This is a genomic window from Stenotrophomonas sp. STEN018, from assembly GCF_056760235.1.
This window is the reverse complement of record NZ_JBRREK010000020.1, coordinates 14,668-36,135: the sequence shown is the minus strand read 5'-3', so window position 1 is coordinate 36,135 and position 21,468 is coordinate 14,668. Positions and strand designations below refer to the sequence as shown.

Sequence of the window (21,468 nt, the reverse complement as noted above, 5' to 3'; positions counted from 1 at the left end):
TGTGCGAACGCGTCTGCTCGGCAGGTTGTTGAATGGCGGGTTGCACTGATCGGAAGTGGTCACGGATGGAGTCACCCGTGGCCACCTTGCTTCAGCTTGCTGCTTACCAGTCGTACTGCAGCTGCAGGCGGGCGTAGCGCGGCGTGGTGTAGTACTTGCCCGCCCGGTAGTTGTAGAAGTCAGTGATGGTGCCTACCGAGTTTGTCGAGTACTTGGTCTCATATACCTGCAGCGGTTTGATCGAGTTGAAGGCATTGAGCACCGAAAGCTGCATGCTCAGGCCTTCGGCCCACTTCGGTTTGTAGACCACGTTGGGGCTGAAGTTGAGTGTCCACGGCGTGCGGCCGGAGCCGCCCAGCTTGGAGATGTCGTCTTCGCCAATGTTGCAGGTGTGGAACACGCCCGCGTAACCATACTCGGTACCGAATGTGCCCGTACCGCCGCCCAGGCAGCTGATCGGTGCGCCCGACTGCACCTGGATGTTGGCACCCACCTGCCACTCATCGTTGAAGTTGTAGCCGCCGTAAAGCTTGAACGTATGGCGATGGTCGTTGAACAGATAGCCATCGGCACCGTACATGAGCTCGGCAAAGTCGAAGTCCGATGTGGTGCCGGTGTCGCTCTGGCCGTTGGTGCTCTTCACCAAGCCCTCGTAGTTGCCGCTGAGCTTGGCCCAGGTGTAGTTGAAACTGGCATACCATTTGTCGGTGTGCTTTTCTGCGGCGAGGGTCAATGCCTTGTAATAGCGCTTGGCATCGGGGCCCAGCTTGTTGGCAGCAACGTTGAGGTTTTCGGCGGTGCCATCGCCATCCACGTCCAGGGTCAGGCGGAGGTCGTGGCCGGGGTTGTACAGATAGCAACCTGGCAGGCCCTCGCGCACGCCCCACTCATCGCCCCAACTGGAGACATCATAGCCGGCGTCCTCTGCAGCGTTGTACAGCTCTCGGGTATCGCAGGTGTCATCAATGACATTGTTGACGCGGCGATAAGTGGCTTTTGCACTGAGCGTCCATGCATCGAGCCAGTTGTTCTCCGAGTGCAGCTCGTACTGATAGCCGAGAATGGCCTCATCCTGTGTATAGGGCTTCAGGGCCCTGGTGGCGACGGCCTTCGGGTCCGGTGTGGCGCCATTTTCGCCGTTCACCACAAAGTCATATGCGCCGTCGCCATAGGAGCCGGTGACGTTGGGTACGCCGGTGACCGCGTCAAAGCCGTTATAGGTGTAGTAGTTGTAGGTGTAGAACGAGGCAGATGCGGCGCGCAGAGCAACGTTGGCGGCGATCGGCAATGAGTAGCGGCCCAATGAGGCGTACAGCTTGCTGCTGCCATCGCCGAACAGATCCCACGAAAAGCCCAGCCGCGGTTGCCAGATATTGTCCTGCTTGACGAAAGTAGCGCCCGAGCCGTTTTTGTTCTTGAACGAATCGTTGCGCACGCCGACGTAGAGCATGAAGTTGTCGGTGATCTGCCAGTGGTCATCCAGGTACCAGGACTTCTGGTCGATGCCAATGCCGCCGCCAGTGCGGAAATTTATCAGGTAGGCATAGGATGGAGTCAGGCGCCAATAGGCGCCCGCCGAATAGGATGTACCTGCGGTGGAATCCCAATCTTCGTCGCTGTAGCCACCGCTGATCTTGTGCTTGCCCAATTGCCATTCCAGATCAAGGCGGGTGTTCTTGCGTTTGTCCTTTCCGCCCTTCATGCCGACTGTGTTGGTTGCCGCACAGCCAATCTGCGAACCGCTGGTGCCTATCACGTAGGGGCAGGCGCCGGCGACGCCGTTGACGTTGCCATCGTAGTAGCTCAGGGTGCCGTCGGGGCTGATGGTGAACTGCGAGTTGCGATTGCGCATCTGCCCGTACTGCAGCGACGCGGTCAAGGTATCGGTCAGGTAGCTGGTCCATTTGAAGACGTCGGTCTGGCCGCCACTCTTGCCAACCAGCCGGCCCAGCCCACTGATCTTGGATGGCTCTCCATTGCTGCCATCGTTGCTATAGGCCGCCTTGAAGTAGTCGTAGGTATAGCGGCTGCTATTGTCAAAACCGGTGTACTCGATGTGGTTTTCATCGTTGGGGTACCAGTCCAGTTTGACCAGCCAGTACGGGGTCTTGGACTCATAGTCATAAGCAGTCGTGTCCAACGAGGCTGGAACCACTGGCGTATCCGGGGCAGCAGCATTGCGTATCTGGCTGCCGACGCGGGAGCCGTAAAGGGTCTGCTTGGAGCGGCCGAACTCGCCCAAGGCGAACACGAACAGCTTGTCTTCGATCAGCGGTCCACCCACCCATGCGGTATAGGTATTGGAGTTGTTGCTGTTCTTGTCGTATGAGCGCAGCAGGCTGCCATCGGTGCGGAAGGTGTCGGGTGCTTTCTCGCGCAGACCCGCAGGAACACCGCTCCAGCTGAATCCCCCCTTCCATTCGTTGGTGCCACGTTTGACGTTGACGGAGGTAACGCCGCCGGTGGAGAAGCCATAGCGTGCACCGTAGCCACCGGTCTGGATGTCGAGTTGATCGATGGCCTGGAATGGCACCTCCGAGAACGACAGGCTGTCGTACAGATTGGTGACGTTGAAGCCGTCGACGTAGTAGCTGTTCTCGGCAGCTGAAGCACCACCGAAAGAGGCTGGGCCAAAGTAACCAGAGCTGGCGACCGTGCCTGGTGTTAGCAACGAGACAGCGGTGATGTTGCGGCCTACCGGCAAGGTGTTGAGCTGCTCGGCGGTGAATGTGGTGCGGGTTTCAACGCTGGTAGTGTCAATCTGGTTCGGCCAATGCCCTCGCACTGTGATGCGGTCCAGTGAGGTTGCACCGTCGGCAGCCGCGAAGTTGGCTGTGTTTGCTTGCCCGGCGATCACCCGCACTCTGGTAGTGCTGACCACCGTGTCGCCATCCAGCGTTGATACTTCGTACTCTCCGATAGGCAGCGCTGAGATGCGGAACCTGCCATCGGCTGCAACCTGCGCCTCGCGCGCATTGCCGGTTGTCAGATTCTTCACCTGTACGCGCTGTGATGCGGAGCCATTGCCGACGATGTCGCCGGTTGTGCTCTGTGCGTAAGCCGAGGCCACGCATGCAGCGAGCATCAACGCCAATGACGTGCGCTGGAGGAAGTTTCTGTTCTGCGTGTAAGTGCTCATCGAATCCCCTCAAGGAAGTAGTTGCCAGGTGACTCTCAAACTCAAAGTTGCGACTGCCTGCCTGTTGGCGATCCCAAGTGAATTTGGCGAATCAGTCTGTTGCCTGGCAAATTACTGCGATGAATATGCGGGGCTGAAATTTTTGTTATGGGCTTTTTTTATTTATCAATTTCGTGAACCGATTCTTTGAAGTGACGGAATGTTTGAAGATGAACTTGCTTTGCCGTTGTATCCGCGAGTTTGGGTACAGTTATTCGCGGTGTTGCTGGTATCGCTGCAAAAAAAACCCCGGCGCAAGGCCGGGGTCTCAATTACTTCATTACAGGGAGATTGTGTTGTTGCTCGGCGTGCGCTTAGAAGTCGTAGGACGCAGACAGGCGCACTGAGCGCGGCGCGGTGTAGTAAGTGCCGATGCCATAGGTGTTGGAAACGGTGTACGGACTGTCAGCATTGTACTTGGCGTCGGACTGGACGGGCTTCAACTCGTTGAGGACATTGAAGACATCCAAGCTGAAGGCAAGCTTGTGGTCGGCGAAGGCCGGGCGATACATCACACCCAGGTCAACACGCTTGGTCCACGGCTGGCGGCCGGCATCACCCGGCCTCGAGGGCTGGCCTGCGCAATAGTGATAGGCGGTCCTGTAACCCATCGGATCACCTTCGTTGGCACCGTAGTAACCAAGGCAGCTCTTCGGCATACCCGACATGATCCGCAGCGTGGCCGACGCGGTCCATTCGTCGTTGAACTGGTAGGCGCCGTAGCCCTTCAGTTGGTGACGACGATCGTTGGCGAGATAACCGCCGGCGTACTCCATCAGGTACGAGCCGTCCCAGTCCTGTGTCTTGGAGACATCATCCTGACCGATATCCGACTTCACCTGACCCTCGGTGTTGCCGAAGTTACGTGACCAAGTGTAGTCCACGCGGCCGTACCAGTTGTTGGACAACGGGTGCTCCAGGAACAGATCAATCGCGATGTAGTCACGCTTGGCCTTGTTGCCGCCGAAGCCCCAGTCGCTGCCGCTCATCTGGAACGAGGTGTAGCCTGAACCATCAAGGTGCTTGGCCAGGAAGGTGTTGGTCTTGCCCGGGTTGAAGATCGCGCAATGCGGTACGTCGAGGTTGGAGGTGTCGATGTTCATCGACTCCAGCTTCGCGAACATACTGTCCGGATCGCAGATGTCGTCGATGGCCGACTGCAGACGACGGTAGGTGAACTTGGCGCCAGTGTTCCAAGCCGAACCGATGGTTTTCTCGAAGCCGAGGATCAGCTCATCCTGATACTGCGACTTCAGGTCGGTCGGAGCCACCGATGCTGGATCCGGGGTCGCACCATATTCGCCGTTGGAGGACACAGCGCCCGGGCCGAGCGCGGTCAGGCCGGTCGGGTTTCCGTTGGCGTCGATGCCGGTGTAGTTGAAGTACTCGTAGGTGAAGGTCGATGCAGAGGCGCCGCGGATGGCGACGCTGTTCGGCAGGGCGAGGTAGTAGCGGCCCAGGTTGGCGAATACCTTCAGCGAGGAGTCACCGAATACGTCCCAGGTTGCGCCAAGGCGCGGAGCCCACTGGTCGCCGCTGTCAACGTAAGGCTGCGCGGCACTGTTGTAGTTGGTGAACTTGTCGTTGCGCACACCCAAGGTCAGCAGCCAGTTCGGCGTCACCTGCCAGCGGTCCTCCAGGTAGTAGGCCTTCTGCTTGACGGACATGCTGGTGGTGGTGGAAAGGATGTACTTGGAGACGTAGTAACCATCACCACCCGGCGCACCGACACCCAGTGCCGGAGAGATGGCTGAGCTCGGGGACCGCGACTTGGAATAGATCCAGGCGTAACCCGGGCCGGTGACGTGTTCGCCCTCGTTGATACCATTGAAGTACATGTTGTCGATACCACCGGTCAGCTGGTGGTCGCCGATGCGGTACTCCAGGTCCACGCGCAGGCCACGGGTCTTGCTGCCAGCGTCGTCTGCCTTGGTGTACAGGCTGGCCTGGTCGTTGCGGATCGTGCTGCCACCGTTGGCGGCGGGGTTCTGGTTGGCCACGCCGCTGAGGTACGGATTGGCCGAGTTGCCCGGGTTGGTCTGCAGGTTCACTTCCTTGCTGCGGCCCCAGACGGCACTCAGAGTCAGGTCGTCAGTGATGTAGCTGGTGTACTTGAAGATGTCGAAGTCATCTTTGATCTTGATCGTGTCGGCATAGGTGCCGGCACGGCCGCCTTCGGAGAGGTCAGCGTAGTCGAACGAGTTGTGGTAACCGGCCTGGCGATCGGTGGTCTGGAAGCGCGTGTACTCCAACGTGTTGTTGTCGTTGATGTTCCAGTCGATCTTGCCGTAGAACTTCGGCGCGCTGTAGCTGTAGTGGTTACGCACCTGCTGTGATGCGACGCGGTTGGCCGTCGAGACACCGTCGGTTTTGTCCGATTCACCGGAAACGTGGATGAACAGGCGGTCTTCGATCAGCGGACCGCTGGCGTAGCCGCTGTAGGTGGTGCGGGTTGCGGTGTCGCCGTCACGGTAACGATAGAGCGTGCCAGGGCGCGTGGTATTGATATAGCCGTAACGGTCGGGCAGATCGTAGTTCGGGTAGTTGATATCGCGCGGGGAGGCGGCCAAGCTGTCTGGTGCCCAGGTTACTTGCGCGCCGAAATGCCATTCATTGGTGCCGCGCTTGCCCAGCTGGTTGAGCACGCCGCCGGTCGAACGGCCGTAGCGCGAGCTGTAACCGCCGGTGTAGGTTTCCTGCTGGTCGATCGAGCCGTAGGGAAGGCTGATGCCACCCAGGTTGTTCAACGGGTTGGAAGCGTTGAAGCCGTTGAGGTAGTACGCGTTCTCGGTGACGCTGGAGCCACCGAACGACAGCACGGAGCGCGAGCCATTGGTGAACTGGCCACTGCCTGCAACGACGCCCGGAGCCAGCAGTGCGATGGCTTCAGCGCTGCGGCCAAGTGGCAGCACATCAAGCTGCTCGGAGGTGATGACCGACTTGGAAACGGTGTTGCTGACGTCGATCTTCGGGATGTTGGCCGCGGTGACGGTCACTGCATCCAGAGTGGTTGCACCTTCGCCGCCAAAGGAGACCTCGGTACCAGCGCCGACGCGCAGCTGCACGTTCTCGCGCTTGTCGACGATCTGGCCATCGCGCTCCAAACTGACAGAGTACTTGCCCACCGGCAGCGAGCCGAGGTTGTAGCGGCCATTGGCATCAACCGCTGCGCTGCGCTTGAGGCCGGACTCGTTCTGGACGGTGATGGTGGCGCCGGCTGCCGAAGGGGCGTTGCCGAACAGGGAGCCGGTGGTGCTCTGGGCAGCGGCGGCGCCGATGACGGAGGTGAGGACAATGGCCAGCGCGGTGCGCTTGAGCCGGGTGACATTTGTGCTGCGGGTCATCAAATTTCCTTGTTTCATTGATTTAGCAAACTGCTGTTGCAACCACGCTGCACAGAAATGAAGTTTTCGTTACAGCTGAACGAAATATTAATTTCACTTGGATGCTATTTGCAATATCAGCTGTAACCAATTTCAAGTAACTGATAAGTATCAATAAAATTATGAGATTGAGAGTTTGCCCCCGTTCATTTTCGTTACTCTCACTTGCTCTCGGTGCTGCTATGGGCCGTTTGCGGAAAAAAAAGACCCCGGCCAAGGCCGGGGTCAGTCACGTGTCAGAGAGCAATCTTGTTGGTCGCCCGAACCACTGGGGAATGGATGGCCACAGCAGGTTCAAATCAGTTGCAGTCAGAACCCATCAACACAGGGTCCGGTTGTTTCGGCGCAGTGATGTGGGCCACGGATGGTTGACGGGTACAACTCATCAGATACCGGGACAGCAGTTCGGTTCTGCGAGATGGCCGGGGCTGTAGAGAAGCGGCCCCGATCAGGGGCCGCTTGGTTCTGGCAACTGGTGTTTCTTAGAAGTCGTACGTGGCAGAGAACATCACATATCGCGGGCTCTGACGGGCGATCGGCACCATGTAGGTGTTGGATACCGTGAACGCGTCTTCTTCCGAAGTCACATCCACCTGGGTCACCTTCTGCTCATTGAGGGCGTTGAATACCTGCATGCTGAAAGTAACCTTTTCGTCGAAGTACGACGGGCGGTACGTCACTGCCAGATCGATGTTCTTGGTCCAAGGGTTGCGGCGTGCACCCGGCTTGGCAATGCTGCCCAGGCAGGTGTGGTAAGCGGCGCCATAACCGATCGGATCGCCGGCCGAAGTGCCTTCGTTGATGCCACCGTCCGGGTTGTAGTAACCAAGGCAGCTGATCGGTGAGCCGGACATCACGCGGATGTTGCCACCCACCATCCATTCCGGGGTAATGGCATAGCTGCCGAACATCTTCAGCTGATGGCGGCGATCATTGGCCAGGTAGCCGTTGGCGAAGCGCATCATCTCGGCAGCATCCCAATCCTGGGTCTTGGAGATGTTGGTCTGGCCGAACTCGGACTTCACCTGGCCTTCGTTGTTACCCTCGCTTTTGCTGTAGGTGTAGTTCACGCGGCCTTCCCACTTGCCGTCGAACGGATGTTCCAGGTACAGGTCAATTGCCTTGTAGGTGCGCTTGACGCCTTCCTCGAAGCCCCAGTCGGAGCCGCTCATCTTGATTTCGGTGCGGCCGGAACCATTGACGTTCTTCAGGCTGAAGGTGTTGGTGCCGCCCGGGTTGAACATGTAGCAGCTTGCTACTTCAACCGAATCCGGGTCGATCTTGTTGGCAATGAGCTTGTCGACGATCTTGCCGCTGTCGCAGATGTCGTCGATGGATGACTTCAGGTCGCGGTAGGTGAACTTGGCGCCGTAAACCCAGTCGGCACCCCAGGTCTTCTCGAAGCCCAGAATGTACTCATCCTGGTACATGTTTTTCATGTCTTTCGGCGCAAAGGCCAGCACATCAATCGGCACGCCATATTCACCGTTGGACGATACCGGGCCCGGTGCGGGTGCGCCGTTGAGACCAGAAATCTCGCCGAGGCCGGTGGGCAGGCCGCTGGCATCGATCCCGGTGTAGGTGTAGTACTGATAGGTATAGGTAGAAGCCGATGCGCCGCGGATTGCAACGTTGTTGGGCATTGCCAGGAAGTAGCGGCCGGCGTTACCGAACACCTTCAGCGAGGCATCACCCATTACGTCCCAGCTGAAACCCAGGCGCGGAGCCCACTGGTCCTTGGCATCCATGTAGGCCTGGCCAGCGTCGTTCTTGTTGGTGAATTCATCGTTACGAAGGCCGATCGAGAGCAACAGGTTCTCGGTCACCTTCCAGCGGTCTTCCAGATACCAGGCTTTCTGGTCAAGCGACATGCTGGTGTTGTTGAAATACTTCAACTGACGCACGTAGTAGCCGTCACCGCCGGGTGCACCTACGCCCAGCGACGGCGAGATGTTGGTGGATCCGCTGCTGGCCTTCCGGTATTCCCAGTAGTCGGCAACCTGTGAGGTGCCTTCGTTCTTGGCCTCGAATTTGATGTTGTCCACGCCCAAGCTGAGGGTGTGGTCGCCCACCACCCATTCCAGGTCGGCGCGCAGGCCACGGGTTTTGTCCTTCGCATCAATGGACTGATAGCCACCCTGGATGTTCTTCACCTCTTTGCCGCCGTTGGCAGCGGGGTTCTGGAACGCCGAACCGGCGATATAGGGGGTGTTCGGCAGGATGCTGGGATTGACCTGGCGGTTGGTGAAATCGCTGGTGCCGTAGGTGGCATTCAAGGTCAGGTTGTCGGTCAGGAAGCTGGTGTACTTCAGGACTCGATAATCGGTTTCCTTGATGATCGGGGTAGGTACGGTGGCAAGCTTTGCCCCTTCAGTGAAGCTGCCCAGGTCATACGCGCGGTAGTTGCCGCTGTAGTCATCGTTCTGCTGGAACCACGTTGCTTCCAACAGGTTGTTGTCGTTGATGTTCCAGTTGATCTTGACGTAGTACTTGGAGTTGTCGTCCTCGGCATGGATGCTGCGAGGGTTGCCCAAGGTGTTCGGGTTGGTCACCGAGTCGGTCTTGTACCACTCACCGCCTGCAAAGAAGAACAGCTTGTCCTGCACGATCGGGCCACCTACGTAGCCGCTGTAGCGGGTAGAGCCGAATTCCACGCCCTTGCCGCTCTGGTACTTGGTGCCTGCCAGGCTCGGATCCGAGTAACCCCATTCGCATTTTTCGTTCTTGGCGGTACCGCAGGTCGACGGCAGGTTGGGATTGGAGTTGTATTGCGACAGATCGATGTCAGGCAGGTACAGGTCGTCGCGGCGCGAGCGCAGGGACTTCGGTGCCCAATCGATCTGCGCACCGAACTGCCATTCATTGGTGCCGCTTTTGCCGACCTGGTTGATCACACCACCATCGGAGCGACCATACTTGGCGCTGTAGCCGCCGGTGTAGGTTTCCTGCTGGGCAACAGCGACGAACGGCAGGCCCGAGCCACCCAGATTGGAAAGCGGCTCGCCGGTGAAGTAACCGTTGATGTAATACGCATTTTCCGATGCGCCGGCACCGCCGAACGAAACCAGGTTGGCCAGTGCGGCGTAGCCGCCGGCACCGCCAACGGCGCCTGGCGCCAACATGGCGATAGCTTCAGCGGTACGGCCGATTGGCAGGCGCTTGAGCTGTTCGGCGGTAATCACCGTGCGTGTATCCACGGCAGTGAGATCGATGGCTGCAGCAGCGGTAGCGGTGACATTGACGGTTTCCAGTGTGGATGCACTGCCGCCGCTGCTGGCGAACGAGGCATCCGTACCTGCGCCGACGATTACTGACACGTCGCGTGTACCGATGATCTGGCCGTCGCGCTGCACGTTGATCTTGTAGTTGCCGATCGGCAGGGAGCTGATGTTGTAGCGGCCGTCAGCGCCCACCGTTACCGTGCGCGAGAAGCCGGAATTGTTGGTGACCTGGACGGTGGTACCAGCTTCGGCCGATGGAACCGTGCCGTAGATGCTACCGGTGGTGCTCTGCGCATAGGCGCCGCCGGCGAGGCATAGGGTCAGGGCAGCGCTCAAAGCAGCCCGTTGAATGGTCTTGCGATGGGTCATCTCTCTCTCCGAAAAGGGTGTCCACTGGCAGGCATCAAGTTAGATACCTAAATTCCAGGTAAACGAAAGATAACGCTAGTTACGCATGAAAGTTAATAGCCATTCATTAAATTTTTCGAAGAAAAATTAATTTTCTTTAAAAATCATCGCGTTGAATGTCAAGGGACAATGGTAATGGGTCCATTTGGTTGGCGCGCCGCCCCGATTTTTGGCTGAAGTAGTGACCTGCTGCTTGGGCGCTCGGCTCGGAAGTCACAAACGAAGGCGACTTCTCTCAGCATCCAGGTCATCCACCGCCCGCACCTCGATGCTGCCGTAAGCCGTCCACGGGAACTGCCTGGCGATGCGCATGGCCTCATCGGCGTCGGCGGCCTCAATCAGGTTGAAGCCGGCCAGGATTTCGCGGGTTTCCGCGAACGGACCATCGATGATCCGCGACTGCCCCTGACGGCTGCGCAGGGTCTGTGCGCTGGCTGCTGACTGCAGGCGCTGTGACATCAACAGCGTGCCCTGCGCCTGCAGGGCATCGGCATGCTGCAGGCAGCCACGCATCAGCGCGTCGTAGTCGTCGCTGGGCAAGGTCTGCAGCAGTTGCGGGTCGATGTAGATCAACAACATGAACTTCATGGGTCCAGCCTCACGCACAGGAGGCGCACATCATGTCGTATCGAACCTGCTGCGTTGCCGCATGAACGGGTTCATAAAATGGCCACGCAAGCGTGTCGAGGTTTCCCACTGTGCTTCGTCGTACCTGTTGTGTAGCGGGCATGCCGCCTGCAACGGAGTACAGCGATGAAAGTGATGGTGCTGGTGAAAGCCTCTCCTGAAACCGAGGCCGGGGTCATGCCCACGCAGGCGGAGATCGCGGCGATGGGAGCCTTCAACGAAGAACTGGTCAAGGCCGGCCTCATGCTGGCCGGCGAGGGTTTGAAGCCCACTTCGCATGCGGCGCGGGTGCGTTTTTCAGCTGAAGGCCGCAGCGTCATTGATGGCCCGTTTGCCGAAACCCGCGAGCTCGTCGCCGGCTTCTGGCTTTGGCAGGTGCGCTCGCTGGACGAGGCAGTGGAATGGCTCAAACGGGCGCCGTTCACCCCAACCAACGGCAGTGCTGTGGAAGTGGAGATCCGGCCGTTCTTTGAAGCTGAAGATTTCGGTGCGGCCTTCACCCCGGAATTGCAGGCGCAGGAGCAGCGTCTACGCGAGCAGATCGAGCGCAACAACTGAACCCCAACCCAGAGCAGCAGGAGCAGGACAATGAAATTGATTCCGTTTTTGGGCTTCAACGGCCAGGCCCACGAGGCGATGGCCTTCTACGCCAAGGTGCTGGGCGGCAGTGTGGTATCGGAAATGCACTACCGCGATATGCCGATGAACGATGAAATGAAAGGCTGCGGCGAGATGCCGGTGGAAACCCTGGACTGGGTGGCGCATTGCCAACTGGAAGCCAAGGGCGCGACGCTGATGGCCGCCGACGGTCCGCAAGGCGCCGGCCCCAGTGCGACCACAATCAACATCGACGTGGACAGCATCGACGAAGCCGAGCGCATATTTGCAGCCTTGGCCGAAGGTGGGCAGATACAGATGGCCTTGGCCGAAACCTTCTGGGCGCACCGCTGGGGCATGTTGCTGGACCGCTACGGCAAGCCGTGGATGGTCAACTGCATGAAGCCGATGCCGGCGGGGGGCTGAGCATGAGCAACCCGCAGATGATCTTCGTCAACCTTCCGGTGCGTGACCTGCCGGCATCCAGAACCTTCTTTGCGGCGCTGGGCTACAGCTTCAACCCGCAGTTCAGCGATGACAACGCGGCCTGCATGGTGATCAGCGACAGCATCTTCGTGATGCTGCTGGTGGAGCCGTTTTTCCAGACCTTCACTACCAAACCGCTGAGCGATGCGCGCAGGCAGACCGAGGTGATCACCTGCTTGTCGGCGGCCAGCAGGCCGGCGGTTGATGAGTTGGTGGACAAGGCCTTGGCTGCAGGCGGCAGCGAACCGATGCCGGCGCGTGATTACGGCTTCATGTACCAACGCGGCTTCCAGGATCTGGATGGCCACCTGTGGGAAATCGCCCATATGGATGGCGAGCCGGGCCAATAACCAGGAGACGATCATGGCTTACGTGGATGGATATGTATTGCCGGTACCCAGCGCGAAAATAGATGACTACAAACGCATCGCGCGCAAGGCCGGAAAAGTGTGGAAAGAGCACGGCGCCTTGGCCTATGTCGAAGCGGTGGCCGAGGACGTGAAGCCGGGCAAGCGCACCTCGTTTCCGCAGGCGGTGAAGCTGAAGGAGGACGAGGTGGTGGTCTTCGCCTACGTTGTGTTCCGTTCGCGCGCGCACCGCGACAAGGTCAACGCCAAGGCGATGGCCGATCCACGTTTGGCCGGCATGGGGCCGCAGAACATGCCGTTTGATGGCAAGCGCATGTTCTGGGGTGGGTTCAAGCCTTTCGTGCAATTGTGAGGCGTCGCTCCCTCCCCTTCGAGCAGGGAAGGCGGGCTCTGCCCCCTCCCTTGCGCCGAAGGCGGAGGGGAGGGTTGGGGAGGGGTAGTCTTTGCGCTGCTTCGTGCATGAGCAATGAAAGCGCCCAGGCATGAAGTATCTCCAGCTTCGCGGCTCACGCCGCTCCTACAAAAGCAGCTATTTGTCACTTGCGGCGACCGCGGCGCGATGCTCTGATCGCGCCCTATGACCGACCCACAGCTGCAACGATTGCTGGACACCCTTTGGCGCATGGAGTCGCCGCGCCTGGTAGCGCGCTTGGCACGCATGCTCGGCGACCTGGATAGCGCCGAAGAACTTGCGCAGGATGCGCTGGTCGCGGCATTGGAGCATTGGCCCAAGCAAGGCATTCCCGACAATCCCGCCGCCTGGTTGATGGCCACCGCACAGCGGCGCGCGATCGACCGGCTGCGGCAACGGCGCCTGCATGCGCAGCGGCAGGCGCAGGTTATCGACGAGCAACAGGACTACGCCATGGGTGCGGATCAGTCCGACCATCTTGATGACATCGGTGACGACCTGCTACGGCTGGTATTTGTCGCCTGCCATCCGGAATTGCCAGCCGATGCACGGGTCGCACTGACCCTGCGTCTGCTATGCGGCTTGAGCACTACCGAAATCGCCCGTGCCTATCTGCTGCCAGAGCCGACCATCGCCCAGCGCATCGTCCGTGCCAAGCGCCTGCTGGCCGAGCGCAAGGTGCCGTTCGAAGTGCCGCGTTTGCATGAACTTTCCGGGCGGCTACAGTCGGTGCTGGACGTGGTCTATCTGGTGTTCAACGAGGGTTACGCCGCCAGCAGTGGCGAGGACTGGATGCGCCCGGCGCTATGCGAAGAAGCGCTGCGACTGTGCAAGGTGCTGGCCGGGTTGATGCCCAACACGGTATCGGTGCTCGGCCTGCTGGCCTTGATGGAGTTGCAGGCATCACGGGTGCGAGCGCGCGTCGCCGCCGATGGTTCGGCGGTGCTATTGCTGGATCAGGACCGCAGCCGTTGGGATTGGCTGCAGATCGCGCGCGGCCAAGCCGCGCTGGATCAGGCAATAGAACTGGGCGGGGCCGACGATGTCTACGTATTGCAGGCCGGTATCGCCGCCTGTCACGCACGCGCACGACAGGCCGAGCAGACCGATTGGCAGGCCATTGCATCCTTGTATGCGCGTCTGGCCGAGGTGATGCCGTCACCGGTGGTGGAGCTCAATCGCGTGGTAGCGGTGGCGCAAGCCCACGGCGCGGCACCGGCCTGGCGCTTGCTGCAGGCGTTGATCGATGACCCGCAGCTGCAGGGCTATGCGCCGCTGCAGGCCGTACGCGGCGATCTGCTGGCGCGGCTTGGGCGTGTGCCCGAAGCGCGGCAGGCATTCGAGCAGGCCGCTGAGCTGAGCAGCAATGCGCGCGAGCGCGAGGCGCTGCTGGGTCGTGCGGCAACCCTGCAATAAGACACTGCACATCAGCGTGCTGGGCTGGCTACACTCCAAAGGTTGCCTTACCACTGGAGTACTGCGTGAAACGAGTCGTAATCAGCCTGTTGGCGATGTCGGTATCCACGGCCTTGATGGCTGCCCCGCCCAAGTTTGATGGTGCACGCATCTCGGCCGACGTCCGCGAGCTTTCCTCAGACGCCTATGAAGGCCGCTCCCCGGCGACCGCCGGCGAGGACAAGACCATCGCTTTCCTGAGCAAGCAGTTCGCCGCTGCCGGCATGCAGCCGGGCGGTGACCTGCAGGACGGCAAGCGCCTGTGGACCCAGGCCGTGCCGTTGCTCAAGGGAGATATCGTCGGCAAGCCGGTGCTGTCGCTGAGCAGCCAGGGCAAGCCGCAGACGCTGACCCAGGGCCAGGAAATCGCCGTGCGTGCGGCCATGAACGGCGCCAGCGCGGTGGATATCAGCAACGCACCGTTGGTGTTCCTGGGCTATGGCGTCAAGGCACCAGAGCGCAACTGGGACGACTTCAAGGGCGTGGACCTGAAGGGCAAGATCGCCGTGGTGCTGATCAACGATCCGGATTTTGAAACCGGCGCCGGCGATTTCGACGGCAAGGGCATGACCTATTACGGCCGCTGGACCTACAAGTACGAAGAGGGCGCGCGCCAGGGCGCGGCCGGCGTGCTGATCGTCCACGAAACCGCACCGGCTTCCTATGGCTGGGCGACGGTGGCCGGTTCCAATACCAACACCATGTTCGATGTGGTCCGGCAGAACCCGGCCGAAGCGCACCCGGCGCTGGAAGGCTGGATCCAGCGCGACCTGGCGGTGGAACTGTTCAAGCGCGCCGGTCTGGATTTCGAAGCGCTGAAGAAGCAGGCGCAGTCGCGTGACTTCCAGCCGGTGGAGCTGAAGGGCGAAACCTTCTCGGCCAACTACCAGGTCAAGAACGAAGTCATCACCTCGCACAACGTGGTCGCACGCCTGGAAGGCAGCACCCATCCGGACGAAACCATTATCTACTCCGGTCACTGGGATCACATCGGCGTGGGCGAGCCGGACGCACGCGGCGACCGCATCTTCAATGGCGCGATGGACAACGCTTCGGGCACTGCCGCACTGGTTGAGCTTGCACGTGGTTTTGCCACCCAGCCCAAGCCGCAGCGTTCGGTGGTGTTCCTCGCCGTAACAGCGGAAGAAAAAGGCTTGCTCGGCTCGGAGTACTACGCCAGCAATCCGTTGTATCCGTTGGCCAAGACCGTGGCGGTGATCAACATGGACGGCATGTCGCCGTACAGCCCGTCGCGCGACTTCGGTATCTACGGCACGGCCAAGGTCGAGCTGCTGGACCAGCTCAAGGACGTGGCCAAGGCTTGGGACATCCGCTACACCCCGGACACCAAACCGGAAGCCGGCCTGTTCTTCCGCTCCGATCACTTCCCGTTCGCCAAGCGCGGCGTGCCTGCGCTTTCCTACGGGGCGGGGCAGGACTGGATTGACGGTGGCGTAGCCGCTGGCAAGAAGGCCTCCGACGAGTACACCGCCAAGCGCTACCACCAGCAGGGCGATGAGTGGCAGGCCGATTGGACCTTCGCTGGCGCCGCACGTGACCTGGAAGTGCTGTACACCCTGGGTGAGAAGCTGGCCAACTCGCGCGACTGGCCGAACTGGAGCCCGGAAGAAAGTTTCCGTGCGACGCGTGATGCGAGTTCAGCTGAGCGGAAGTAAGGCGCGAAGCTCCAGGCTTTTGAAGCTTTTGAATGCTTTGAAGCCCCTCTCCCGTTCACGGGAGAGGGGTTGGGGTGAGGGAAGCTTTTGCGCAGCGCGCAGCGCTGCCGTGCCTTCGGGCGCTACGGTAGTGCCCCTGCCGAGCATGGCTCGGCACTACAGGTGCCTCTCCCTTCGGGCGAGGGCTTGGGGTGAGGGTCGGGGCTCCCCACATACATATGGCGCCTCCAGAATCCCGCAACAGCACCACCAAGGAAGACCCATGACAAACACCAGCGCCTGCCGCGCGATCCTGTGCCTGGTCGGCATCACCTCTTCGTTGTTGGCCTCCGCTGCGCCCTTGCCGGCAAACTGGCAGCTGCTGCCCACAGTCCAGCAGGAAGCAGAGAAAGGCCTGCCTTCGGCCCTGCAGGCGCCGCTGCTGGCAAAGAACCAGCGCCCGCTGCAGCAGGTCGAGTTGCTGGTGGCATTGCCGTTCGATCAAGTGCTGCCGGTGGTACAAGCCAGCCTGGCACCGGTGGGCAAGTTCAACGCACCGGTGCAACGTACCCGCGTGGCGTATATGGATCACGGCTGGGGCAATGTACTGATCGCGCGCCGTCCTGAACTGAAGGCCGAGTTCATCCGTCGCTACCGCATGCCCGCATTGCGTACGGCGGTGGAACAGGGCGCATTGTTGGCCGAAGAACTGCCGCTACGCGAGCAGCGCCTGCAGCGCGACCCAACGGTCGATGCAATGAGTGACAAACTGGTCGAACTGCAAGGCAGCTTCGCCAGCTGGCAGGCCAGCGCCGAACAGAAACACGGTGTACTCGGTCGCGCCAAAAGCACAATCGAAGTGCGGGTCATGCAGGTCGACGAAGCACTGGGCAAACCGGCCACGGTCATCACCCTGAGCCGCACCGATGACTGGCCCAATCCGAATGGTGGCATCGTCGACCAGCTGCGCGAGTTCAATGTAATGGGCGGCGGCCCGTCGCCACGCTTGAGCCGCCGTCGCGTGCCGGAGGCGCTTTTCAATCCGGTCTACGATGCCGTGCGCAAGCTGCCCGCTGCTGCCTTGCAGATAGGCGTGAACGCCAGTGATTGGCAGCCCGCAGCAGCGGCCGACAACCGCATCGTGGAGCCGAGCTTGACCGCGCCTGGAAACACCAAGGATGCGGCGGGCGCGCAACGTCTGCTGGCCTTCGGCAGTGGTGACTATTACGACATGCGGCCGCTGGCCGATGGCAGTGTGCTGTTGCTCAGCAGCTACCCGGAGGCCTTGTGGCGCTGGGCGCCGGACATGGGCGATAAGCCGCAACGGGTTTGGCAGGCCAGCGCGGATGTCGGCCGCGCTGGCTTGAGCGTGGATGCGCAGGGCCGCAATGCCTGGCTTGCGGTGCAACAGCAGGTCGTCAGCTTCAGCCTGGATCAGCAACGTGCGCTGGCGCATCCGCTGCGCTGGGCAGCCGGTGTGCGTCAGCCGATCAGCGGCGGCTGGAAGTGGATGCAGGATGCGCAGGGCAGGCCTGTGCCGTACGACCATGCCTTGGATGGCGGTGGCGTGATTCGCGATGTACTGCGCGTGTTACAGCCGCAGGCGACGCCATCGGCCGACGGCGAGCCCTGGGTCTATGCGCAGCGCTTCGACGCGACACGACAGGGCGTGGTTGGCAGCTATCCCGGCAACTCGTTGGTCAAGCCGGTGCGCTGGGACGGACCGGGGCAGGGCTTCTGGATCGAGGACCCGGCGGGCTTGACCGAGCTGGACGCCTCGACCGGTCGGGTCAGCCGCGTACTGAGCTTGCCGCGCCGTTTTGGCAAGGCCGATGGCAATGACGACACCGGCATGGCGCAGTGGGTGCCGGCGCCGCTGGGCTCAGCCAAGGGTGCTTGGGTCGCGGTGGGCTTCGTGCTGATGGACGGTGAGCGGCGAGATCCGGGCATGCATGTGATGGATCTGGCCAGCGGCAAGCTGCGGCATTCATTGGCATTGCCGGGCCTGAATTCATTGAATGCGGCAACGGCCTCGGCTGACGGGCGCCTGTTGGCCTTGGGCGGCAACGATGGCGGCACCCCGGTGCTGGCGGTGTGGAATCTTGAGTCGGGGCAGTCGCTGTCGTTGAATCCCAGCCGCTCGGCCTGCTGGGATCTGCGCCAGTTGCACTGGGCGCCGCAGGGCGATGCGCTGTTTGGCCTGTGCGGCGACGGCGTGGTGCGTTGGGCGTTGCCGGTAGAGTGGCGGTCCCGGTGATGCAGGTGGGGTTTGTAGGAGCGGCGTAAGCCGCGAAGCAGGTGAATCATCTGATTGCGGGTTTGTCCGGGTGCTCATTGGTGCCAGCTTCGCGGCTTACGCCGCTCCTACAACGTCTTGGCTTTTCCATCCCCGCCAAACCGGGCTTGGTCGCCCTTTTCCGGGTTTCGTCGCAGGTTGCTTGCAGCCTGAGGGGCGGGGCCTATGCTCGACCCCAATCCCTACGGTGATTGCCTCATGTTCGCCAGCCTCTTTCTCGGTTTCCGCATCCTCGCCGCCTGGGCGCTGACGATTCTCGTCGCCGCGTTCCTGTGGAGTGGGCTGTTCAGCGGCATGGACCGGTCGCCGGGTTGGATCTTCGGCCTCGCCGCGATGGCCTTGGCGGTGTTCGCGCTGACCGCGGTGGTCGGCCATATCCGCCGGGTCACCCTGATCGCCGATCGCCTCGATGCACAGTCGCTGGCCAATCGGCATCGCCGCCAGGTCGAGCTGCCGCTGGATGCGCCCACTGCGTTCGCTCTGCTGGAACAGGTAATCGGACAGATGCCGCGCATCGAACGCCTGGAGCGTTCAATCGGCACCTTGCAGCTGCGTGCCACCCAGCGCCGCGCTGATCCTTATGGTGAGCGTCCGCCGTCGCGTTGGAATCCGATGGCGCGGCTGGCAATCAAGCACAACCAGATCACCGCCCGCGTGATTCCCGGCGCGGATACCAGCAGTGTCACCCTGTTCTTCGAACCCGATGCCGGCGCCTGGGTCGACCTGTGGCTGCTCGATGAAGGCAGCAACTACGAAAACGCCGAAGCCATTACCCACGCCTTGAGCGGCGAGGTCGCCCAGCAGCGCCGCGAAGAACGCGCGCACGCTGCACGCACCGAGGCTGAAAAGGAACTCAGTGTGGCCCGTTTGAACCTGTTGCATGCACAGGTGGAGCCGCACTTCCTTTACAACACGCTGGCCAATGCGCAGGTCCTGACCCGCAGTGATCCGGCCCGTGCCGAGCAGATGCTTGGGCACCTGATCCAGTACCTGCGCAGCTCACTGCCGGGCATCGACCAATCGGTGTCCACGCTCGGCCAGGAACTGGAACGCGTGCAGGCCTATCTGGAAATCCTGAAGATCCGCATGGGCTCGCGACTCAACCTGCAGATCGATGTGCCCGAGTCCTTGTATGGCGTCAGCCTGCCGTCGATGTCGCTGCAGACCCTGGTCGAGAACGCGATCAAGCATGGCCTGGAGCCCAAGAGCGGCGGCGGCACGGTGTGGATACTGGCGCGCGAGCTGGATGGTCAGCTGACGATCACCGTCGCCGACGACGGCCAGGGCATCAGCACCGACAACAGCGGTACCGGCATCGGCCTGAAGAACCTGCGTGAACGCCTGCGCCTGAGCTGCGGCGAACAGGCCACGCTTGCGCTGGTTTCCAACTTCCCCAGCGGCATGGCCGCGACCATCAGCCTGCCCAAGCGCGTCGCTTCACCGCCGTCGATGGCTAATAGCGCACCTGTACGGCCAACAGTGAGCATACCGGAGTTGCCACGTGCATCTTGAAGCACTCATCGCCGAAGACGAACCGCTGCTGCGGCAGGCGCTGTTGGCCCAGTTGCAGCGCTTGTGGCCCGAGCTCGACATCGTCGCCGAGTGCGAAGACGGTGCTGCCGCATTGGAAGCACTGGAAACGCATAAGCCCGATCTGGCCTTCCTCGACATCCGCATGCCCGGCATCACTGGACTGGATGTAGCCCGCGCGCTGCAGCAGCTGAGCCCGCAGACCGAAGTGGTGTTCGTCACCGCCTACGATCAGTACGCGATCAGCGCGTTCGAGCAGGGCGCGGTTGACTACCTGCTCAAGCCGGTCAGCGATGAGCGCCTGCTGGCAACCCGTCAGCGCATGTTGGCGCGCAGGCAGAACGGCAATGCGGACCCGGGTGTACTGGAGCGGCTGCTGCAGCAGTTGGCAAGGCAGCCTGCCGCAGCGCTGGCTGCACCGCCGTTGGCGTGGATCACCGCCAGCAACGGGCGCGAAACCCGCCTGGTGATGCTGGACGAAGTGCTGTATTTCCGCGCCGACAGCAAATACACCGTGGTGGTTACTGCCGAGGAAGAACTGCTGCTGCGCAGCTCGCTGCGCGAACTGACGGCTGCCCTGGATGCCAACAGCTTCCGCCAGATCCACCGCGCCACCATCGTCAACATGAAGGCGGTTGCAGCAGTGAGCCGCGATGACAGCGGCCGCGGCGTATTACGGCTGAAACAGCGCAGTGAAACGCTGGTGGTCAGCCAATCCTTCATGAGTCTGTTCCGCGGCATGTGATGCCGCCCCCGCTTGCCGGAGTATTGCCATGCATTACCTGACAGTTTTGATCGGCAGCCTGCTGTCGATGCTGGGCATCCATGAAACCCCCGGGCAGACCTCGGTAACCCGCATCAGCGGTGAACAGAGCCTGCTCAGCCGCACCACCGTGGCCAACGGCGTCAGCCGCTTCCAGTGCCTGCAGAGTGATACGGGTCGCTGCAATTACCTGTTGTACCGCGAGCACTGCAGTGGTGCTGGCGATGCTCAACTGTGCCGTCGCGAAAGCCTGGGCGATTTTGTTGTCGTGGTCGGCACCACCCGCCAGCTGAGCGGCTTGCCCAGCGGGTATTCCCAGCAGGTAACCCTGCAGAAATAAAATCGCCGCGACGAGCGCGGCGATGGGTTTTCCGAGAGTGCGACTGGCTCAGAACGCGGGCTGTAGTCGTAAGCCATCGTCACCGATGTGATTGAGTTTTCCGACCAGTTCCGAATGCTGCCGCATGCGCCCCAGTTCGCGCATGATGCGCACGTCCTCATGGCGCAGCTCGCGGGTGCTGGTGACGGCCTGCTTGTAATCCAGAACTTCCGGATAGTGCTTGGCCATTTCCAGTGCCTCGGCCACTTCATCCACGCTGTCGGCGTCGGAGCTGATCCGGGCACGGCTGTTGAAGGCCTTCATCCAGCGCTCGAAACCGGCGGTATGGTCGAACATGTTGGCCATGAACCAGATCACGAACAGGATCGACACCCACGAGCCGAGCACGATCACCACGCGGGTGAAGGTGATATGGAAGTCATCGCGCCACAGGTAGTTGGTGATCAAGCCAAGAATCAGCAGTGACGATGCCTGCCACAGCACGATCGAAGCCATCAGCCACTGACACTTGGCCTTGGCCAGCACCGACACTTCCTCACGTATCTGCTGATCGCTCAGATTCTTCCAATGATCAACCTGTTTTTCGAACGGGCTGTTGTACAGCTCGTTGTCTTGCAACAACAATCCCAAACCTTTGAACAGTGCGATCATGGTGAGCTCCTTGCAGATACTTGCTGGAACGAGCGACGGATGCAGGTTGAAGCGGTCAGGCAGGCTCAGTTCTAGCACTTTCGTCGTGCTTGGCAATG

15 protein-coding genes and 1 pseudogene are annotated in these 21,468 nt (G+C 61.0%); 10 read left to right on the top strand and 6 right to left on the bottom strand.

From position 1 onward, the window contains the following. Positions 1-103: 103 nt before the first annotated feature. From ACVOMB_RS09675 to ACVOMB_RS09655, 5 genes and pseudogenes are all read right to left on the bottom strand, one after another. Entirely contained in the window at positions 104-3,139 is a 3,036-nt protein-coding gene (locus ACVOMB_RS09675) for a TonB-dependent receptor (RefSeq protein ID WP_481530974.1), read from the bottom strand. A gap of 353 nt (positions 3,140-3,492) precedes the next feature. Next, a complete protein-coding gene (locus ACVOMB_RS09670; protein WP_481530973.1) occupies positions 3,493-6,522 on the bottom strand; it encodes a TonB-dependent receptor in 3,030 nt (1,009 codons plus the stop codon). Between the two features lie 521 nt (positions 6,523-7,043). Next, positions 7,044-10,151 carry a TonB-dependent receptor gene (locus ACVOMB_RS09665; protein ID WP_481530972.1) on the bottom strand — a complete coding sequence of 1,036 codons (3,108 nt, stop codon included), beginning with the start codon at positions 10,149-10,151 and terminating at the stop codon, positions 7,044-7,046. A 126-nt stretch (positions 10,152-10,277) separates the two neighbouring features. After that, positions 10,278-10,373 (bottom strand): annotated as a pseudogene (locus tag ACVOMB_RS09660) (DUF1187 family protein); the annotation flags it as partial. 30 nt (positions 10,374-10,403) lie between these two features. Next, positions 10,404-10,778 (bottom strand): YciI family protein, encoded by a 375-nt coding sequence (locus ACVOMB_RS09655; protein WP_481530971.1) that lies wholly within the window; start codon positions 10,776-10,778, stop codon positions 10,404-10,406. Positions 10,779-10,943: 165 nt separating this feature from the next. On the opposite strand from ACVOMB_RS09655, the gene ACVOMB_RS09650 reads away from it, so the two are divergent. From ACVOMB_RS09650 to ACVOMB_RS09605, 10 genes are all read left to right on the top strand, one after another. Continuing rightward, positions 10,944-11,375, top strand: a complete 432-nt coding sequence (locus ACVOMB_RS09650) for a YciI family protein (RefSeq protein ID WP_481530970.1) — start codon at positions 10,944-10,946, stop codon at positions 11,373-11,375. A gap of 30 nt (positions 11,376-11,405) precedes the next feature. Continuing rightward, complete coding sequence (locus tag ACVOMB_RS09645; RefSeq protein WP_481530969.1) at positions 11,406-11,840, top strand: VOC family protein; 435 nt, start codon at positions 11,406-11,408, stop codon at positions 11,838-11,840. Beyond that, complete coding sequence (locus tag ACVOMB_RS09640) at positions 11,837-12,250, top strand: VOC family protein (RefSeq protein ID WP_481530994.1); 414 nt, start codon at positions 11,837-11,839, stop codon at positions 12,248-12,250. The genes ACVOMB_RS09645 and ACVOMB_RS09640 overlap by 4 nt, the downstream gene beginning before the upstream one ends. Positions 12,251-12,263: 13 nt before the next feature. After that, positions 12,264-12,620 carry a DUF1428 domain-containing protein gene (locus tag ACVOMB_RS09635; protein ID WP_481530968.1) on the top strand — a complete coding sequence of 119 codons (357 nt, stop codon included), beginning with the start codon at positions 12,264-12,266 and terminating at the stop codon, positions 12,618-12,620. A gap of 225 nt (positions 12,621-12,845) precedes the next feature. Next, entirely contained in the window at positions 12,846-14,096 is a 1,251-nt protein-coding gene (locus ACVOMB_RS09630) for an RNA polymerase sigma factor (protein WP_481530967.1), read from the top strand. 65 nt (positions 14,097-14,161) lie between these two features. Continuing rightward, a complete protein-coding gene (locus ACVOMB_RS09625) occupies positions 14,162-15,811 on the top strand; it encodes a M28 family metallopeptidase (protein WP_481530966.1) in 1,650 nt (549 codons plus the stop codon). A 262-nt stretch (positions 15,812-16,073) separates the two neighbouring features. Continuing rightward, positions 16,074-18,047: a hypothetical protein gene (locus ACVOMB_RS09620; RefSeq protein ID WP_481530965.1), complete on the top strand. Its 1,974-nt coding sequence runs from the start codon at positions 16,074-16,076 to the stop codon at positions 18,045-18,047. A gap of 237 nt (positions 18,048-18,284) precedes the next feature. Further along, positions 18,285-19,598, top strand: a complete 1,314-nt coding sequence (locus tag ACVOMB_RS09615; RefSeq protein WP_481530964.1) for a histidine kinase — start codon at positions 18,285-18,287, stop codon at positions 19,596-19,598. Further along, positions 19,588-20,361: a LytR/AlgR family response regulator transcription factor gene (locus ACVOMB_RS09610; protein ID WP_481530963.1), complete on the top strand. Its 774-nt coding sequence runs from the start codon at positions 19,588-19,590 to the stop codon at positions 20,359-20,361. Before ACVOMB_RS09615 ends, ACVOMB_RS09610 begins: the two co-directional genes overlap by 11 nt. Before the next feature lie 28 nt (positions 20,362-20,389). After that, positions 20,390-20,719 carry a hypothetical protein gene (locus ACVOMB_RS09605; protein WP_481530962.1) on the top strand — a complete coding sequence of 110 codons (330 nt, stop codon included), beginning with the start codon at positions 20,390-20,392 and terminating at the stop codon, positions 20,717-20,719. 48 nt (positions 20,720-20,767) lie between these two features. On the opposite strand, the gene ACVOMB_RS09600 is transcribed toward ACVOMB_RS09605, so the two are convergent. After that, on the bottom strand, positions 20,768-21,370 hold the full coding sequence (locus tag ACVOMB_RS09600; RefSeq protein WP_481518011.1) for a hypothetical protein: 603 nt from the start codon (positions 21,368-21,370) through the stop codon (positions 20,768-20,770). Positions 21,371-21,468: the final 98 nt, after the last annotated feature.

Coding starts and splice junctions, on each gene's coding strand:
- ACVOMB_RS09620 (WP_481530965.1), top strand. CDS start 16,074: ATGACAAACACCAGCGCCTGCCGCGCGATCCTGTGCCTGGTCGGCATC.
- ACVOMB_RS09605 (WP_481530962.1), top strand. CDS start 20,390: ATGCATTACCTGACAGTTTTGATCGGCAGCCTGCTGTCGATGCTGGGC.
- ACVOMB_RS09650 (WP_481530970.1), top strand. CDS start 10,944: ATGAAAGTGATGGTGCTGGTGAAAGCCTCTCCTGAAACCGAGGCCGGG.
- ACVOMB_RS09665 (WP_481530972.1), bottom strand. CDS start 10,151: ATGACCCATCGCAAGACCATTCAACGGGCTGCTTTGAGCGCTGCCCTG.
- ACVOMB_RS09670 (WP_481530973.1), bottom strand. CDS start 6,522: ATGACCCGCAGCACAAATGTCACCCGGCTCAAGCGCACCGCGCTGGCC.
- ACVOMB_RS09675 (WP_481530974.1), bottom strand. CDS start 3,139: ATGAGCACTTACACGCAGAACAGAAACTTCCTCCAGCGCACGTCATTG.
- ACVOMB_RS09655 (WP_481530971.1), bottom strand. CDS start 10,778: ATGAAGTTCATGTTGTTGATCTACATCGACCCGCAACTGCTGCAGACC.
- ACVOMB_RS09645 (WP_481530969.1), top strand. CDS start 11,406: ATGAAATTGATTCCGTTTTTGGGCTTCAACGGCCAGGCCCACGAGGCG.
- ACVOMB_RS09600 (WP_481518011.1), bottom strand. CDS start 21,370: ATGATCGCACTGTTCAAAGGTTTGGGATTGTTGTTGCAAGACAACGAG.
- ACVOMB_RS09630 (WP_481530967.1), top strand. CDS start 12,846: ATGACCGACCCACAGCTGCAACGATTGCTGGACACCCTTTGGCGCATG.
- ACVOMB_RS09615 (WP_481530964.1), top strand. CDS start 18,285: ATGTTCGCCAGCCTCTTTCTCGGTTTCCGCATCCTCGCCGCCTGGGCG.
- ACVOMB_RS09635 (WP_481530968.1), top strand. CDS start 12,264: ATGGCTTACGTGGATGGATATGTATTGCCGGTACCCAGCGCGAAAATA.